This window comes from Aromatoleum buckelii, assembly GCF_012910785.2.
Taxonomy (GTDB): domain Bacteria; phylum Pseudomonadota; class Gammaproteobacteria; order Burkholderiales; family Rhodocyclaceae; genus Aromatoleum; species Aromatoleum buckelii.
On the sequence record NZ_WTVH02000008.1, the window covers coordinates 466,082 to 482,864 of the forward strand.

Consider the following 16,783-nt stretch of genomic DNA (forward strand, 5'->3'; position numbering starts at 1 on the left):
CATCGAGGTCGCTCTCGAATACGCAGGTGTCGGCCAGATTTACACATGTCAGCGATCAAGGAGCGGCGCAGACCATATCCGCCTGTTTTTCCTGTGTGCAGCAGTTTTGGCGTGGATATTGCTGGCAGTAAATTTTGGTAGGTCGGTGGGTCAATGACGTTCTCGCGCGTCCGATCATGATCCATTCGCCCCCACGCACAAACCGTTTCCATGCCTTCCACATGGTTCTTACTGAACCTTGCTCACACGAGGGATTGGCGATGAGATCCACGATCGGCAAACTTGCAGCAAGCTTCGTCGCCGCTGTCATTGCCATGTTCTCGGCACCGGCCACCGCCGTGATCGAGACCAACGGATGTCTGGATAAGAACCGAAGCTGCACGTTGAGCGAGCTGGTTGACAAGCGCGCCTCGTTCGAGGTGAACGGCGTCGAATTCACTGACTGGGCCTTGTTCGAGGGACCGACCGAAGGCGCCGTCATCTACCCGATGGCCATAAACGGTGTCGGGTTCGAGCTGGTGTTCGATCCCCCCTTCACGGTCGACGAAAAGGGGGTAACAGCCAATTTCATCCTGGATTACAGCATCTCGCTCGAGCGGGTCCGCTCACTGTCGGTGGGCATATCCACTGGGTGGATGCACGGCGCCGGCGACATTGCGAATTTCCTGCTGGACGTGGTCGCCGCGCCGGAAGCCCGCATTCGGGTCGACTGCCCTTACGACATAATGGCCGACTGCTCTAATTTGGGCGGCCTCGTGTCCGTCGGGTATTACCCGCCGTTCGAGCCCGCAGAGGTTATTAGCAACTACCTCACCCTGTTCATCACGGAGGATACCGGCCTGATTAGCGAACCGTTGGCGCAGATAGTCAGTTTCGGAAACTTCTTCCAGGTCGCGGAACCGGGCACCCTACTGCTGTCGCTTTCGGGGCTCGTGCTGCTCGCGCTGGTCTTCTTGCGACCGTCCCGCTCCAGAGGCAAGGCGCAGGCGGCGCTCGCCGCCGCATTCTGCATAGCCCTGGGCGGCTCTCGTCAAGGGTTGGGAGTACTCAATCATTGCCACGGATGCGCGTCTCAGCCTGCCCGCGCTCGATTCGGACCAAATCGCTTATATGCGATCGCCCGACCGCGAACTGACCACGACTCGCGTCGAAACCTTCGATCCACTTGCGGGCACCCGGTTAGTGGCCGAGAACTTCTCCACGACACCCCCCGATCGCTTTCCGCTGAACTACCAGGCCTTCTTCCCGGACGAGTTCGGCAACACGCGCTTCCTCGGCAGAGTCTCTCTCGACAACGGCCAAGTGGCCTTCATGGCCAACGCACAGACCTTGCCGCCCGACGACAATCCGGTGATACAGGGCGTGTTTGTTGGCGGCCAGGGGCCGCGAACCGTCGCCACGACGAGTATCGACGGCAGTCCCACGCCCGGCGAAGGCAACTTTCAGGGCTTCCCTGGTCTGCGGGCGTCGATCAGCGGGGGCAACGTGGCCTTCAACGGGTTCGGAGAATCGGGCTCGGCGGCCACGGGCATTTACGCCAATTTCGGCGGGACGCTGCAGCGCGTGGCGGATACGTCGACTCCGGTGCCGCCTTCGCCGGGGACCTCCGTTGGCGCCGGCCATTTCACCTCCCTCTCTCTGCTTCCCGTGATGGTCGGCAGCGACGTTGTGTTCTCCGGGCGGGGCAGCATCCCAGTACCACCCTCCGGCGAAGGCTTCGACGGCATCTACCTGGCTAACCTCGACGGACAGGCATCCAGCCTGTTCGCCCTCGTGACGGACGACACGAAGATACCTGGCACCGATGTCAGTTTCGGCGGGCATAGCTTCGGGACCACTCCTGCCTTCGGCGGTGCGTCAGTGGCGTTCTTCGGGCAGGCATCGAGCGGCGAGCACAGCGGCATCTATCTCGCCGATCGCTTCTCCGGCTTGGTCACCCGCATAGCCGACACCAACACGCTGGTGCCCGGCAAGGACACGACGTTCTCGGCCTTTCGCGATACCGACATCTCGGTTGACCGCGGAAATGTCGTCTTCGCCGCCGAGACAGCGGATGGACCGGGGATCTACATGTACCTCAATGGCAGCCTGATCGAGGTGGCCGAAGCGGCCGATTTCGCCTTTCCGAATTTCGAAACCATCATCGCCCTTGGCCTGCAAGGCGAGGCGTTGGACGGCCGCGACGTCGCCTTCTGGGCGGAAGCCGTAGGCGAAGGTGGAGCCCAGGAGTTCATCATCCTGGCCTCGATTCCGATTCCGGCCACGCTATGGCTCGTCGGACTGGCGCTAATGGTAATGTTCGGGATCAGGCGGAATCGCTAGCAGTCCGTCGGACTACGCCACCCACGGTGGCGTAGTGTTCGCGATGCGAAACGTGAATCGGGCGTGAAGGCCGTTTTCACCGTCATTTTTGCGAGAATGCGCACGATTCCCCGCCGTTTCCTTACTGTGGACGCAATACGGCCATGCGCTTCAGATTCCACGCGAGGCAAACGAGGCTCCATTCGTTCGTCACGTTGTCGAGGCCGCGCAGCAGAAACTGCCGGAAGCCCATCACCGACTTGATGATGCCGAACACCGGCTCGACGGTTTGTTTGCGCAGGGCATAAGCCGCGCGTCCGGCACGTGTCTTCAACCGGTGCTTCATCGTCTCGACCGCCGAGGCCCCCGCGGCCAGCGGTTCGGGTTCGCTGAAACGTTCCCGCCAATCCGGATGATGCGCGTCGCGCTTGACCGCGATCAGCGGTTCGATCTTCGCGGTGACGCACGCCGTGACGTTCTTCTCGCTGTAGTAACCGGTGTCGGCGAGCCAAATCGCCGGCTGATTCAACCCCTCGGGATTGGCCTGGACCTTCGCCAGCATCGGCTCGATCTGTTCCTTGTCGTTGGTCGCCTGGGTCACGTGAGTGGCGAGGATGAGCATCGATTCGGTATCGACCACCGCCTGCGCGTTGTAGCTCTGCTCGAATCCGCCACCCGCGACCGGCATGATCCGGGACTCTTCGTCGGTCAGATTGATCTGGTCGTCGGCGCGGGGCCCGGCTTGCGGCGGTTTCGGCCCTTTGCCCTTGGACTTCTTGCCCGTTTCGGCTTCCTTCTTTGCGCGGGCGGCGAGCTTCGCCTGGTGCTCGGCCTGTTCGCGTGCGAAGCGCTCCGCGGCACGCGCTTCGATCTTCGCTTTCGCTTCCGCGATCGCCGCCAGCCGGTCTTCCCGGCGGCGGATTTCCTCGGGCAGCTTCACCCCGTCCGGCAGCGAGGATTGATCGGCCGCCTCGGCCAGCTTCATGAGCTCCTGCACCTCGGCCTTGAGCTGCGCCTCGATCGTCCGTGCGTGCCCATAGGAGAGCGCACTGTGCCGGCTCGCGTTGGCGTGGATCTTGGTCCCGTCCAGACTCACCGTGCCAAAGCGCGAGAGCTGGTTCTCGCGCGCCACCTGCAGCACCTGGACAAAGGCCGCTTCGAACTCCCCGCCGAAGCGCTTCCTGAAATTGGCCAGCGTGTCGTGATCCGGATGCCGATTGCAGGCGATGAACCGGAAGGCGAGCGAGTCATACGTCGCCCGCTCGATCTTGCGGCTCGAGAAGGTCCCGGTAGCGTAGCCGTAGATCAGCAGCGCGAGCAGCGTTGCCGGATGATAGGCGTCGCTGCCTCGTCCCGCGTATGCCCGCTCGATCGCCGACAGATCCAGCTGCTCGACGACGTCCACCACGTACCGCGCCAGATGCGCTTCCGGCAACCACTCCTGCACCGAGGGCGGCAGCAGAAAGTCAGTGTCCCGGTCTATCGGGTGGAAAGCCATTTCCGCAAATCCCGTCAGTTCGCCTGGCTATGATTATCGCCTATCCCGCTCAAAGTCCGACACGCTGCTAGGTTCTGACTTTCCACACGTCTGGCTCATCATCCTGGACGGCCTGCAGTGGTTACCAGTTGCAGGGAAGGAAGCGACGTTGACCGATGGGGGCACAAGCGTTTTGTGACGCCCCCTGAGCGGCTGCTTTGTACGTGCCCGAATGGCCGTTCAGGGTCGCTACCGCCAGTTCGAAGAACCGAAGACCTGCCGTTCGACACCGCTCAGCGCCGAGAAGGGCGATCAGTGGGATTTCAACACGAAGCTCCATCTGGACGCCAAAGTCCATTCCGGCCTGACGCATAGGGTATCGGGCGACTCTCAGAGCGTCGGCGGGCCCGAGCTGAACGCTCTTATCACTGCCGGATGGGCGGCCCGGTTCAGTCGAAACGGCCGGCTCACCGGCGGGCACTTTAAGCCTTGCCGGTTCAATCTCCGGAAGGATGCTCCGGGGGCCGGGTCGCGCGCGCTCGTTGCTCCCGCAACCGCGCCAGCGCTTCAAACGCGATTGCCTTGCCCCCTTGGGCGTCGACGACCGGCCGTTCGTCCAGCGGTCCCCGCTTCAGCCTCGTTTGGTCCCCAGTCGCCAGACCGGATCGCTCGTCGAGCTCTCGCGTGTAGACGTGATAATTGGCCCGGCCGGACTGCTTCGCCTGGTACATGGCCAGATCGGCCGCGTGAATCAGCGCGTCGAGCTCGGTCGTGTGCTCCGGAAAATAGCTGATGCCGATCGAAGGCGATATCCCGACCTCCAGCGCATCGATGCGGAACGGCCGAGTGATCTCGTCGATCACGTGCCGCGCGACCACTTCGGCGCGCCGGGTATCGGCGTCGAGGTAGGGCAACACGATGACGAACTCGTCGCCCCCGAGGCGGCCGACCAGATCTTCCTGCCGCGTGCAGGCGACGAGCCGCTTGCTGACCTCCTGCAGCACGCGGTCGCCGATCTCGTGGCCGTAGCGGTCATTGACCGGCTTGAAGCGGTCGAGATCGATGAACAGCAGCGCCCCTTGGCCGTGGCCGCGTCGAGCCGCGGCCAGCAGATGGGCGCAATAGTTCGCCACGAGCGCGCGATTGGGCAGTCCCGTCAGGGAGTCGAGCAGTGCCGCCTCGCACACGCGCTGCTCCGCGAGCTTGCGCTCGGTGATGTCGCGGCAAGTCGCCAGCATCAGCCATCCGTCGTCGAACTCCAGAACGGTCGCAGTGATTTCGACGGGAAAGGTGCTCCCGTCCCTGCGCCGCTGCGCGTCTTCGAAGGGCGCAATCGCGCCTTGCTTCCCGCGGGCGAAAATTTCCGCAAAGTATGCGTTCGCGTGAATCGCGATGTCGGCGATGTTGAGCTCGAGGAGCTGCGCTTCGTCGTACCCGAGCCGTTCGCACGCCCGCTTGTTGGCATATCGGAGGCCGCCCGCCTCGTCCACAAGCAGGTGCACGTCGGTTGAGTGGTCGCTAAAGAACTTGAACTTCCTCAACTCCTCTTGCTGGGCGTGTAGCGTCCGGGCTCGCTCTTTCAGCAGCTCGCCGGCGCGCTCGATCGCTGCAGCCACTTCAGCGGCTTCCTTGATGTGCACCTGCGGCACCGCGGTCGGTGCGCCGCTGCCCAGCGCGATCGCCGGAGCGGTCAGAGCCTGCACCGAATGCGCGATCCTAGCGGCCATGACGCGGGCCAGCGCGAGTCCGATGCCGAAGAGCGCCGCGACCCCTACCGTCAGCAACGCGAGGGTCTGCACAAACGGCCGTTGAATCGCCTGGCGGGGAATCCCGACAGCAATTCCCCAGTTCGTCACCCGAGAGCGGCAATAGAAGGACACGACTTCAATGCCCTCCAGTGTCGTCAGTTCGACCGCACCATCGGGGGACTTCTGCATCGCCTGAAACAACTGGTCGACGACTTTCGAGCCGACAAAGCGCTCTTTCTCAGCCGTGCGCACGACGATCGTCCCCAAGCCGTCGAAAATGACCGCGACCCAGTCTTCGGGCAGGCGCTGAGCGGTCAGGATGGTAGTGAAGGTCTCCGATGCGATGCCGACGGACAGCGCATAAGCGATCTCGCCGCCGACCCTCACGGGGACGCTCACGGTCACGACCGGGCGCTTCAGGACGGGGCCGACGTAGACGTCGGAAACAGTCGGCTTTCCGGTTGTGAAGATGTCCCGTACCTGGTCCTCGGCGCCGCCCTCGGGCAAGGGCGCCCCGAATTCCACCGTGGTGTTCACGAGCTGCCGCCCGGCGACGTCCCTCAAAATGACGTGAGTCCCCAGACCTGCGACGTTCACGACTTCCCGCGCCCGCTCATGGAAGCGGGCCAGATCGTTTCGCTTGAGCGTTTCCGACGTGGAGAGCGTCTGCGCGACGGCCTGGACGTGGAGGAGGTGGCTATCGACGCGTTGAACGAGCGCCCGCAGGGTCCGGACCATATCCTTTTCCTGCTGGGCGCGTCCTTCCTGGTATTGGTAGACGACAAGAACGGTCGCGCCGATGACGCCCGGCAGCAGGCAGGCGAGGACCAGCCAGATCAGGAAGGTGCGTACCGACCGGCGCGGGAGGGGCGCGGCCGCAGGGACCGATTTAATTGCCTCAAACACTTGATGGGGCATCCGGTTTAGAACCCTTCGGACGGAACACGCCTCCCGGGCGGGGAGGGGGCATTTTGGCCGCGCCGTGAATTTCTTGCTTGACTCGCCTCAAGCGATGGGGCGCCGGTCTCGCGCATTTTGTAACGGGACGTGTGAAAGCCAAAGGTGCCAGCTGCTCAAAGCGAGCTGCCCAAGCTGGGGCTGCTTACGCCAAAGCCGCAGGTCCTGGTGGGCGTCCCTCCGAATCGAGTAAAAGGTTTTCCTGTGATGCCCCGATCACTCGATTGACGACACCAAGGATGTCGACTTGGGGAATACGGGCTTGGAATCGTTGTTCGTAGCTGGCCTTCTTTGCTTGCCGCCCTGTCGCCCGCCCGCTGCGCTCCCGTAACGCAATATTGTTCCCGAATGTTAGATTACGGCGAGCATGCCCTCCCTGTAGACTTCTACTCTGCCCCTGTTTTCCGTTCCGCCCATGGCCACCCGACTCGACGAACTTTCAGAACGTGACTTTCCCTGGTATGTGCGCCTGGTTTTTGCATACCAGAAACGTAAATACGGGCAGGTGCTGTCCCCTATGTGGGCGTGGGGGCGGCAGCCCGCGATCATGTTCGTTTTCCTCCTTTTGATCGGACGCTTCAAACGGCTGGCTTCGCCCGGCCCCCTGTTGCGGACGTTGATGAGCGTGCGCATCTCGCAGATCAATCATTGCGACTTCTGCGTGGACTTCAATGCCCACAATTTCCTCGCCGCGCATGGGGCGCACGAAAAGATCGACTTCATCGACCGCTGGCTGGAGCACCCCGAGGTTTTCAGCGAGGAAGAACGGGCGGCGCTGGCTTACGCCGAGGCGGTAACGCTGAACGATGGTGCCGGCACTGCGCGCGCGCTGACGGAGCTCAAGCGCTTCTTCAAGGATGACGCGATCGTCGCCATCACCGCGTGGATCGGCGTGCAGAATCTTTCGAGCAAGTTCAACGACGCGCTGAGCATCCCGATGCAGGGGTTCTGCCGGGTTCCGCCCCGTTCACCCTCTGGTTGAATCCCCCATGCGCTTCATCCGCGAATTTCCGTTTCCGATCCTGATCGTCGTCGCTGTGCTGATGCTTGGCGCGCCTTTCGTTCCCGAGCCGCACCTGATCGAGAAGTCTCGCATCGCGACCACCGGCACGCTTACCGCGTTTTTCCACTGAGAAATCCTATAATAGCGGTCAATTCGTTTTGAACGCTATTTTGGGATTCCCACATGGAAATTAAGGTCAACTTTCTCGACAAACTTCGTCTTGAAGCCAAGTTCGATGACTTCACGGTAATCGCCGACCAGCCTGTCCGCTATAAGGGCGACGGCTCGGCGCCTGGTCCATTCGATTACTTTCTGGCTTCGTCGGCTTTGTGTGCGGCTTACTTCGTGAAGCTGTACTGCGAAACTCGCAATATTCCGACCGATAACATCCGCCTGTCACAGAACAATATTGTCGATCCGGAAAACCGCTATCAACAGATTTTAAAGATTCAGGTCGAGTTGCCGGCGGATATTTCCGCCAAAGATCGGCAGGGCATTTTGCGCTCCATGGACCGGTGTACCGTGAAAAAGGTGGTGCAAACCGGGCCTGAATTTGTGATCGAGGAAGTAGAGAATCTGGATGCCGATGCTCAGGCCCTGCTGACACTGAATCCGGCTTCGGAAGTCAGTACCTATATCGCCGGCAAGGATCTGCCGCTGGAGCAGACCATCGCCAACATGTCCGAGGTCTTGGCAGGCCTGGGCATGAAAATTGAAATCGCTTCGTGGCGCAATCTGGTGCCCAACGTGTGGTCGCTGCATATCCGCGATGCGCACTCGCCGATGTGCTTTACCAACGGCAAGGGCGCGACCAAGGAAAGCGCGCTGGCGTCGGCGCTGGGCGAGTTCATCGAGCGGGCGAATTGCAATCACTTCTACAACGACCAGTTCTGGGGCGAAGACATTGCCAACGCGGCGTTCGTGCATTACCCGAACGAGCGCTGGTTCAAGCCGGGTCGGAAAGATGCGCTGCCCACCGGGATTCTCGACGAATACTGCCTGGAAATTTACAACGCCGATGGCGAGTTGCGGGGCTCGCATCTCTACGACACCAATTCCGGCAATATCGAGCGCGGCATCTGCGCGCTGCCCTATGTGCGCCAGTCGGACGGCGAAGTGGTGTATTTCCCGACCAACCTGATCGACAACCTGTTCCTCAGCAATGGCATGAGTGCCGGCAATACGCTGGCGGAAGCGCAGGTGCAATGCCTGTCGGAAATCTTCGAGCGGGCGGTCAAACGGGAAATTCTGGAAGGTGAAATTGCCTTGCCGGATGTGCCGCACGAAGTGCTGGCGAAATACCCCGGCATTCAGGCCGGCATTGCGGAACTGGAAAATCAGGGCTTTCCGGTGCTGGTGAAGGATGCGTCGCTGGGCGGGAAATTCCCGGTGATGTGCGTCACCTTGATGAACCCGCGTACCGGTGGTGTGTTTGCGTCGTTCGGGGCGCACCCAAGCCTGGAAGTGGCGCTGGAGCGCAGTCTGACCGAGTTGCTGCAGGGGCGCAGTTTTGAAGGCCTGAACGATCTGCCCCGGCCCACCTTTGAAAGCAACGCTGTCACCGAGCCGAATAACTTCGTTGAACACTTTATCGATTCCAGCGGCGTGGTGTCGTGGCGTTTTTTCAGCGCCAAAGCGGATTATGACTTTGTCGAGTGGGACTTTTCCGGTCAAGGTGAAAACTCGAATGCCGACGAAGCTGCAGCGTTGTTCGGCATTCTCGGCGACATGGGCAAGGAAGCGTACATGGCGGTCTATGATCAGCTCGGCGCAACAGCCTGTCGCATCCTGGTGCCGGGTTATTCGGAAATTTATCCGGCAGAGGATTTGATCTGGGACAACACCAACAAAGCGTTGTCGTTCCGAGCCGATATTTTGAACTTGCATCGCCTCGATGATGCCAGCCTGGAAGCACTGCTCGAACGCCTGGAAGACAGCGAGCTTGATGATTACACCGGCATCATCACGTTGATCGGCATCGAATTTGACGAGAATACGGCCTGGGGTCAGTTAACGATTCTCGAGTTGAAGCTGCTGATCAACCTTGCTTTGCGGCAGTTTGAAGCGGCACACGAACTGGTGGAAACCTTCCTGCAATATAACGAGAACACGGTCGAGCGCGGATTGTTCTATCAGGCCTTGAACGTGGTGCTGGAGGTGCTGCTGGACGACGACCTGGAACTGGACGATTACATCGTCAATTTCCGCCGGATGTTTGGCAACCCGCGGATGGATGCGGTGATGGGGTCGGTGGACGGCAGCGTGCGCTTCTTCGGCTTGACGCCGACGAGCATGAAGCTGGAAGGGCTCGACAGGCATCAGCGCCTGATCGATAGCTACCAAAAGCTGTATAGGGCGCGGGCCGAGGTGGCGGCTTTATCCCGTTAGGGTTACGAGCCATGGCTGGATCAACCAATCGGCAGCTGAACTCTGCTTCCCGCTGGCGGTCGATCAGTCACTGCCCCAGGCGACTAAACCCATGGAAGACCGTGAATCCGGAGCACGCAGCGCTCGCCCGAAGCCCGCTCCCGAGCCGCCTGCAGGTGCGGCAGCGGATGCCGGACGCGTCTTTCGCGTCGGTATTTCGGGCTCCTATGGCGGCCTGAACCTCGGTGACGAGGCCATTCTCGGCGCCATGGTGTCCGAGCTGCGAGCCTCGCTGCCGGTGGAGATTACGGTGTTCTCGCGCAACGTGGAGGACACACGTCGTCGCCACAAGGTCGACCACGTCCACCCGGTGCGTCAGCTCACCCGCAACGAAGCCCGCGCGGTGGTGGAAGGCCTGGACGTGTTCGTGCTGGGCGGCGGCGGCATCCTCTACGACGACGAGACTGAAATTTACCTGCGCGAGGTCATGCTCGCCCATGAAGCGGGGGTGCCGGTGATGGTCTATGCCATCAGCGCGGGCCCGTTGGTGCGCACGGCGAACCGGGATCTGGTGCGCGAGGCTCTCAACCGGGCCGCCGTCATCACGGTGCGCGACCGCCAGGGGCGGCGTCTGCTGGAAGAAATCGGGGTGGACCGGGAGGTGCGGGTAACCGCCGATCCGGCCCTGCTGCTCGAACCGGAGCCCTTGCCGAAGGACGCGCTGCGGCGCGAAGGGATCGATCACGGCCGGCGCCTGATCGGTGCCTCGGTACGCGAGCCCGGCCCGGCGGCCCCGGATATCGACATCGACCATTGCCACAGCCTGTTCGCCAACGCGGCCGATTTCATCGCCGATCGTCTCGATGCGGACATCGTGTTCGTGCCGCTCGAGCGCCAGCACGTCGACATGCAGCACAGCTACGCGGTGCTCTCGCGCATGCAGCTCGTGCAGCGCGGGACGCTGTTGAAGGGCGAATACACGCCCGGCCAGCTCCTCACGCTCATGGGACACTTCGAGCTGGCGATCGGCATGCGGCTGCATTTCCTGATCTTCGCCGCGATCCAGGGCGTGCCCTTCGTGGCGCTGCCTTACGCGTCCAAGGTGACGGGGCTGCTGCAGGATCTCGAGCTCGAGATGCCGCCGATGAACGACGTGAATACCGGGCGCCTGCTGGCCAACGTGGACCGTTCCTGGGACCAGCGCGACGTGTTGCGCCGCCACCTCCAGCAGCGGCTGCCGGCACTGCAGGAGCGGGCGCGCGAGAACAATCGCCTGCTGGTGGCGCTGCTCCATGCCGGCGCTTCGATGCGCAGCCTGAAAGGAGGTTGACCCGTGCCGGCGCTGAGCAAACCCTCGTCCATTCGTTCGATCACGCTGCCGCCGCGCTCGGCCGTGCTCGCGGCCGAGACCGATGTGCTGGTGGTGGGCGGCGGCCCGGCAGGCATCGGCGCGGCGCTCGGAGCGGCACGGGCGGGTGCGCGCACCGTGCTCGTCGAGCGCTACGGCTTTCTCGGCGGCAACGCCACGGCGGCACTCGTCATGCCGCTGATGTCCTTCCACACGCAGCGGCCCACCTTCAGGCTCCAGGGGGTGACGAATCTGCTGCCGGACGACCACGGTCCCGGTCATCCGGTCATCGCCGGCGCGCTGAAGGAGCTAACTCAGCGCCTGGTGGCGGCGGGCGGGGCGCTGGCACCGACCCTGGAGACCGGCTACGTGGTGCCTTTCGATCCGGAATCGTTCAAGCTGGTGGCGATGGAAATGCTCGACGAGGCAGGCGTCGAGCTGCTGTTCCACGCCTTGGCAAGCGGCCTCGTCGGCGAGAGCGTACGCGACGGAGTGGTGTTCGAGACCAAATCCGGACCGGTGGTGGTCAAGGCGCGGGTGGTCGTCGACTGTTCGGGAGACTCCGACGTAGCGGCGCAGGCGGGCGCACGCTACGAAATCGGACGTGATCCGGACGGCCTGGTGCAACCGATGACCCTGATGTTCCGCATGGGAGAGTTCGCCCGCGCCGCTTTCGCCGCCTACGCCGAGCAGCACCCCGACCAGTGGCGTGGGGTCCATGGCCTGTGGGACCTGGTGCGCAAGGCCACGGAAGCGGGCGAGCTGGAGCTCACGCGCGAGGACATCCTGTTCTTCGCCACGCCCCACGAGGGCGAAGTGAGCGTGAACAGCACGCGGGTGACGCGGGTGCTGGGCACCGACGTGTGGGACCTCACCTACGCCGAGATTGAAAGCCGCCGCCAGATGCGCCAGGTGGTGCACTTTCTGCAGCGCTACGTGCCTGGGTTCGAGAAGGCCTACGCGCTGCAGAGCGGCGTCACCATCGGTGTGCGCGAGACCCGGCGCGTGCTGGGCGCATACTGTCTCACCGCGGACGATCTCCTGCACGCGCGCAAGTTCGACGACGTCATCGCGCGCGGCACCTACCCGGTGGACATCCACAACCCGGAGGGCAAGGGCACGGTGCTCAAGCGCATCCCGCCCGGGGAAGCCTACGACATTCCGCTGCGCTGCCTGATCCCGCAAGGGGTCGACGATCTGCTCGTCGCCGGTCGCGGCATTTCCGGCACCCACGAGGCCCATTCGTCGTTCCGCGTGATGCCGATCTCGGTGGCCACCGGCCAGGCGGCGGGAGTGTGTGCCGCCTTGGCCGCGCGCCACGACCAGGCCCCGCGCGCGCTGTCCGTCTCCGCAGTGCAGAACGAACTGCTGCGCCAAGGCGCGGACCTCGGTCAGCGGGAGCGCTGAACGTGGCCGCGGCGGTCGATGACGTCACCTTACGATGGACGGAGCGCGCCCGAGGACGGCCATGAGGCATTTCATACGACATCCGGTCAGCATTCCGATCGAAGTCCGTGCCGGCGAGCACGCGGGCAGCGAGCTTCGTCCCGCCGGGAACGTGAGCCTCGGTGGACTCGAGTTCGATTCGGACTCCGAGATCGCGCCGGGCAGCCTCGTCGAGGTGCGCATTCCGCTTATCGAACCGACGTTCGCAACCTGCGGCCGTGTCGCCTGGTGCCGGCGCACCGGAGACAGCTTCGAGCTCGGCGTGCAGTTTCTCGATGCCGACGAAGCCTATCGCACCCGCATGGTCGAGCAGGTCTGCCACATCGAGGAATACCGACGCAGCGTGCAACGCATCGAGGGGCGCGAGTTGAGCGCCGAGGAAGCGGCGTTCGAATGGATCCACCGGTTCGCCGGACAGTTCCCGGAGGCGGGCAACGAACACTCCTGAGTGCCTGGCAATGCGCCAAGACGCGAGCTTGCATTGCAAGAGCTGACCCTATGATCTCGACCCCGTGGTCTCCTGCTCTTTCCCGACGCCAGACGTCATGGAACTGCTGCTGCTGATCGTCGCGGTTGTCGCGATCGTCGCCGGGATCGCCGGCGTGATCCTGCCGCTGTTGCCGGGAACGCCGCTCGTCTTTGCGGGCCTGTGGCTGCTCGCGTGGCTGGACGGTTACGTGCGCGTCGGCGGGGTCACGGTCGGCGTGCTCGGGACGCTCGCGGCGCTGGCCTGGCTCGTCGACTATCTCGCGTCGGCATTAGGCGTCAAACGCGTCGGCGCGAGCGGGCTCGCGGTCACTGGCGCGCTCGTCGGCGCCGTGCTCGGCATCCTGGGCGGCTTCATCGGCGTCGTCGTCGGCCCGATCATCGGCGCAACCGCCGGAGAACTGATCGCGCGCCGCAGTCACGGCCAAGCCGCGCGGGCAGGCTTGGCCGCCGGCCTCGGCTTCGTGATCGCGATCGTCGCCAAGCTCGGCCTCACGTTTGCAATGCTCGGAATCTTTGCGCTCGCGTGGCTGGTTTGAAGTGGGTCGGGGGTACGCGTCGGTTCCGGTGGGGCGTCACGGTCAAGACACGCCTTCGGCAAAGCGCGGCGGCAACCAGCGGGCGGCTGCCGCTCCGGCGAATTCCCCTCGCGTACTGTCTCATCCGCCGCCGCCGACGGCGGCGAGGATCGCCTTGACGAAAAACGCGGAGATCGTCGCGAAGATCAGCATCACGACGAGGAGCGCGACGATGACCAGCGCGACGAGGCGGCGGCTGCTGCGCGTGCTTGCGGTCGGGTCGTCGAGGTGCTGCTCGAGCAGCTGCACGTTGCGCTGGTTCGCTTTCCACGCCGCGTCGAACACGTCGCCGAGGATTGGCACGAGGCCGACGAGCCCTTCTACGGCGACGTTCCCGATCATGCGCAGCAGCACGCTGCGCGGGACGCCGAGCCGCGCAGCCTCGCGAACGATGTAGCCCGACAGCACCACCCCCACCGCATCGCCGAGAAACGGCACGAGGCCGATCAATGCCTCGATGCCGATCCTGAAGCCGCCGGGCAGCCGGATCGAACTGTCGAGCAGCCACGCGAGCGCGCGCAGTTTCTCGCGCGTGCGGGCGGCGTCGCGCCGCGCTTTCATCGGCTACCTTTCGCGCGTGGCGACCCCGGGCTGCAGCGGGGGGCGTTGTGTGAGGGTGGCGGGATTTCGGGGAGCGGATCGTCGGACATGGTGCGGGGAGCGGGTGGACGGGAATCGGGAGGTCGGGCGGCGTCGCCGACGACCGCCGTTGCTGTGCAAACGGCGTTCCTCACGCGCCCGTCGAGGGGATGGGGTCGTGGGGTGGAGTTCCAGGGATCACCCGAGGGCGGCTGCGAGCTGTTCGATCTTCGCTACGTCTTCTTCCAGTGGCAGGGCGTGTCGGGCACGCCCGAGTGCCAGTTGCGACTGCTGTCGCGCCGCAGCCGGAAAGGCCGGGTGGGCCAGGCGGGACAGCGACCGCAAGGTTTTTTGCAGCCGGATGCCCACTGCCAGCGTGCCGGCTCCGGCCTCGGAAATGGGCGAGAACGCATCGTTGAAAAGATCTTCGATCGCGAGCGGCGGGATGAAAACGTGGGGATGCAAGATTTCGCTGTCTTCGTCCCGAGGGTCGGCCAGCAGGGCGAGCACGCGGGCCAGTGCGGCGAGTGTCGCGATTGCGGTGCCGGGATCGTTGATGGCCGGCGATAGCGCTTTCGATGCGATCTCCGACAACACGACGACGCCGAAGCGAGGATCCTGATCGAAGGAGCGTCGCTCGCCGACATTGAAAGCCTCGCGCGCGGCTTGCAGGACTTTGTCATCGGCCACGAAATCGAACCAGGCAAGCGGCACGACCGTATCGACGAAGTCCCCGGGGATTGCGTCGACATGGATTTCGCCGCCTGCCTGGCAAGCCAGCCGCTCGAGCGTGTCCACGTCGATGTGCTGCAGGTAGCCGATCCGGGTACTGGTGACGGAAGCGACGGCCGGCGGCGGTCCGATCCGCATCCGCCCGCCGAGGGATGGATGCTTCCAGCGCGCGCGTATCGCATCGCCGGCGGCGGCCTCGACGCGTTCGATGGCATCGCCGACACGGCCGAAACGTGCCAGCAAGTCGATCCAGGCTAGCAGGGTGAGCACGATGACGCCGATGATCCCGATCGTGCCGACGAACAGCACCACCCGGCCACTGTCTCCATATACGCCAGCATTAAGCGCAATGATGCCGACCAGGCTGAACAGGAAACTGCCGACGAAAGTGCCCAGCGCATTCTGGGCGCTGCTGTCCTGTATCAGCAGATCGGCAACCCGGGGCGTCGTCGCGCTTGAAGCGGTGGCATAAGCGGACACCATCGTCACCAGTGAAAACGTCGTCACGGCCAGCATGCTCGATGCGAGTATCTCCAGCACGTTGCCGATACTCGAAGCCCCGATTTTGACCGACCAATCGGCAGGAATGAGTGGCGCGAGGACGATTCCGGCGGCGGCAGTGAGTATCCCGGCCACGGCGAAGAGCGTCGCCCGCACCCAAAGACGCCGGCCGACTTCGATGATCAGCCAGCGCAGGCGCGACAAACCGGATTTCCTGTCCGTTCAAGCATGGCAGCCATTCTAGTCCTGGCGGCCGTGACGCTTTGCCCTTTTCAAAAGCGCAAACGGTAATGCAGCGTGTAAGTCTCGACGCCACCGTTCGGCTGCTTGAGCCCGGCATTGGAATAGTGGATCACCCGCACGCCGAGTTCCTGATCGGCGAAGCGGACGCCGAAGCCAACGCGGTCCTCGAACTGGAAGGATGAGCCGAGGTCGTTGCCTTCCACCTCGGTGCTGCTGAATGCCGCGATCCCGATGCCGATCGCGACATAAGGCCGGAACGTCTTGCCGGTGAATTCGTAGACGAACACCGGGCTGAAGGACAGGCTGTGGTTGCTGGCAGTCTCGTCGCCTTCCCAGTACGTGTAGCCGGCATCCCAGTAACCGCCGAGATGCCCCGTGCTGCTCTGCAGCCAGCGGGTGCCGAAGTCGAGCTGGGTGCTGACCCGATAAACCGCCGTCGAGTCACCGGTCTGGCCGACAGCGAAAGTCACATCGGCCGCCTGCGCAGCGCCGCCGCTCCCCGCGAATAAAATTGCAAGAGCGCCGGCCAAAAACGTTTTGTTCATCGAAATGCCTATTTTTTGTTAGTTGGATACCCCCTGTGAGGTGGTGCAAAGTTTAGAGACGGAAGTTTTCCGGCAAATTGATGGACGTCAAACGCAAAAACTTATTGAATACACAAAGAAAATAGGGGAAATGGGGAATGGGATCGGGTATTCCGGGCTTTTCCCCGGCGGTCAGGCCGGGATCGCTTCGGGTTTCGCGGACGTGTCGTCGGCATCGGCTTTCTTACGCACCGCCTTCGGGTCGCACGTGATCGGGCGGTAGATCTCGACCCGGTCGCCGTGCCTGAGCGGAGTGTCGAGTTTCACGACTTTGGCGAAAACGCCGACTTTCTGCACCGTCAGGTCGATATGCGGGAACTGCGCGAGGATGCCCGAGCGCTCGATTGCCGCGCCGACGGTGGTTCCGTCCGGGACTTCGAGGTTCAGCCACACCTGGTGCGACGGCTCCGAATAGGCGACTCCGATTTTCATG

General features: G+C 63.3%; 15 protein-coding genes. 8 read left to right on the plus strand and 7 right to left on the minus strand.

The features are described 5' to 3' along the window. Positions 1-55 precede the first annotated feature (55 nt). Positions 56-439, minus strand: coding sequence for a hypothetical protein (locus GO608_RS04015; RefSeq protein WP_169198418.1), 384 nt, complete (start codon positions 437-439; stop codon positions 56-58). 671 nt (positions 440-1,110) lie between these two features. Between GO608_RS04015 and GO608_RS04020 the strand changes: the two genes are divergently transcribed. Beyond that, entirely contained in the window at positions 1,111-2,322 is a 1,212-nt protein-coding gene (locus tag GO608_RS04020; protein ID WP_169198419.1) for a hypothetical protein, read from the plus strand. A 121-nt stretch (positions 2,323-2,443) separates the two neighbouring features. On the opposite strand, the gene GO608_RS04025 is transcribed toward GO608_RS04020, so the two are convergent. Together GO608_RS04025 and GO608_RS04030 are read right to left on the minus strand one after the other, a co-directional pair. After that, on the minus strand, positions 2,444-3,799 hold the full coding sequence (locus GO608_RS04025) for an IS1182 family transposase (protein ID WP_169200653.1): 1,356 nt from the start codon (positions 3,797-3,799) through the stop codon (positions 2,444-2,446). A gap of 476 nt (positions 3,800-4,275) precedes the next feature. After that, positions 4,276-6,432 (minus strand): diguanylate cyclase domain-containing protein, encoded by a 2,157-nt coding sequence (locus GO608_RS04030; protein ID WP_169199307.1) that lies wholly within the window; start codon positions 6,430-6,432, stop codon positions 4,276-4,278. A gap of 466 nt (positions 6,433-6,898) precedes the next feature. Here GO608_RS04030 and GO608_RS04035 point away from each other — a divergent pair, with 466 nt between their 5' ends. The 7 genes from GO608_RS04035 to GO608_RS04065 all read left to right on the plus strand — a co-directional run bounded on the left by GO608_RS04035 (position 6,899) and on the right by GO608_RS04065 (position 13,672). Next, positions 6,899-7,465, plus strand: a complete 567-nt coding sequence (locus GO608_RS04035; protein WP_169199306.1) for a carboxymuconolactone decarboxylase family protein — start codon at positions 6,899-6,901, stop codon at positions 7,463-7,465. A gap of 7 nt (positions 7,466-7,472) precedes the next feature. Continuing rightward, positions 7,473-7,616 carry a hypothetical protein gene (locus GO608_RS04040; RefSeq protein ID WP_169199305.1) on the plus strand — a complete coding sequence of 48 codons (144 nt, stop codon included), beginning with the start codon at positions 7,473-7,475 and terminating at the stop codon, positions 7,614-7,616. Positions 7,617-7,669: 53 nt separating this feature from the next. After that, complete coding sequence (locus GO608_RS04045; protein WP_169199304.1) at positions 7,670-9,874, plus strand: OsmC domain/YcaO domain-containing protein; 2,205 nt, start codon at positions 7,670-7,672, stop codon at positions 9,872-9,874. Between the two features lie 91 nt (positions 9,875-9,965). Beyond that, entirely contained in the window at positions 9,966-11,183 is a 1,218-nt protein-coding gene (locus GO608_RS04050) for a polysaccharide pyruvyl transferase family protein (protein WP_169199303.1), read from the plus strand. A 3-nt stretch (positions 11,184-11,186) separates the two neighbouring features. Beyond that, positions 11,187-12,608, plus strand: coding sequence for an FAD-dependent oxidoreductase (locus tag GO608_RS04055; RefSeq protein ID WP_169199302.1), 1,422 nt, complete (start codon positions 11,187-11,189; stop codon positions 12,606-12,608). Positions 12,609-12,669: 61 nt separating this feature from the next. Next, positions 12,670-13,095: a PilZ domain-containing protein gene (locus tag GO608_RS04060; protein ID WP_169199301.1), complete on the plus strand. Its 426-nt coding sequence runs from the start codon at positions 12,670-12,672 to the stop codon at positions 13,093-13,095. A gap of 97 nt (positions 13,096-13,192) precedes the next feature. Next, complete coding sequence (locus GO608_RS04065; RefSeq protein ID WP_169199300.1) at positions 13,193-13,672, plus strand: DUF456 domain-containing protein; 480 nt, start codon at positions 13,193-13,195, stop codon at positions 13,670-13,672. Positions 13,673-13,792: 120 nt separating this feature from the next. Here the strand turns inward: GO608_RS04065 and GO608_RS04070 are convergent, their stop codons facing one another. From GO608_RS04070 to GO608_RS04085, 4 genes are all read right to left on the minus strand, one after another. Continuing rightward, positions 13,793-14,272 carry a DUF4112 domain-containing protein gene (locus GO608_RS04070; RefSeq protein WP_169199299.1) on the minus strand — a complete coding sequence of 160 codons (480 nt, stop codon included), beginning with the start codon at positions 14,270-14,272 and terminating at the stop codon, positions 13,793-13,795. A gap of 216 nt (positions 14,273-14,488) precedes the next feature. Continuing rightward, complete coding sequence (locus GO608_RS04075) at positions 14,489-15,727, minus strand: DUF2254 domain-containing protein (RefSeq protein WP_169199298.1); 1,239 nt, start codon at positions 15,725-15,727, stop codon at positions 14,489-14,491. Between the two features lie 68 nt (positions 15,728-15,795). Beyond that, a complete protein-coding gene (locus tag GO608_RS04080; RefSeq protein ID WP_281505705.1) occupies positions 15,796-16,236 on the minus strand; it encodes an acyloxyacyl hydrolase in 441 nt (146 codons plus the stop codon). A gap of 246 nt (positions 16,237-16,482) precedes the next feature. After that, positions 16,483-16,782 carry an RnfH family protein gene (locus tag GO608_RS04085; protein ID WP_041645975.1) on the minus strand — a complete coding sequence of 100 codons (300 nt, stop codon included), beginning with the start codon at positions 16,780-16,782 and terminating at the stop codon, positions 16,483-16,485. Position 16,783: the final 1 nt, after the last annotated feature.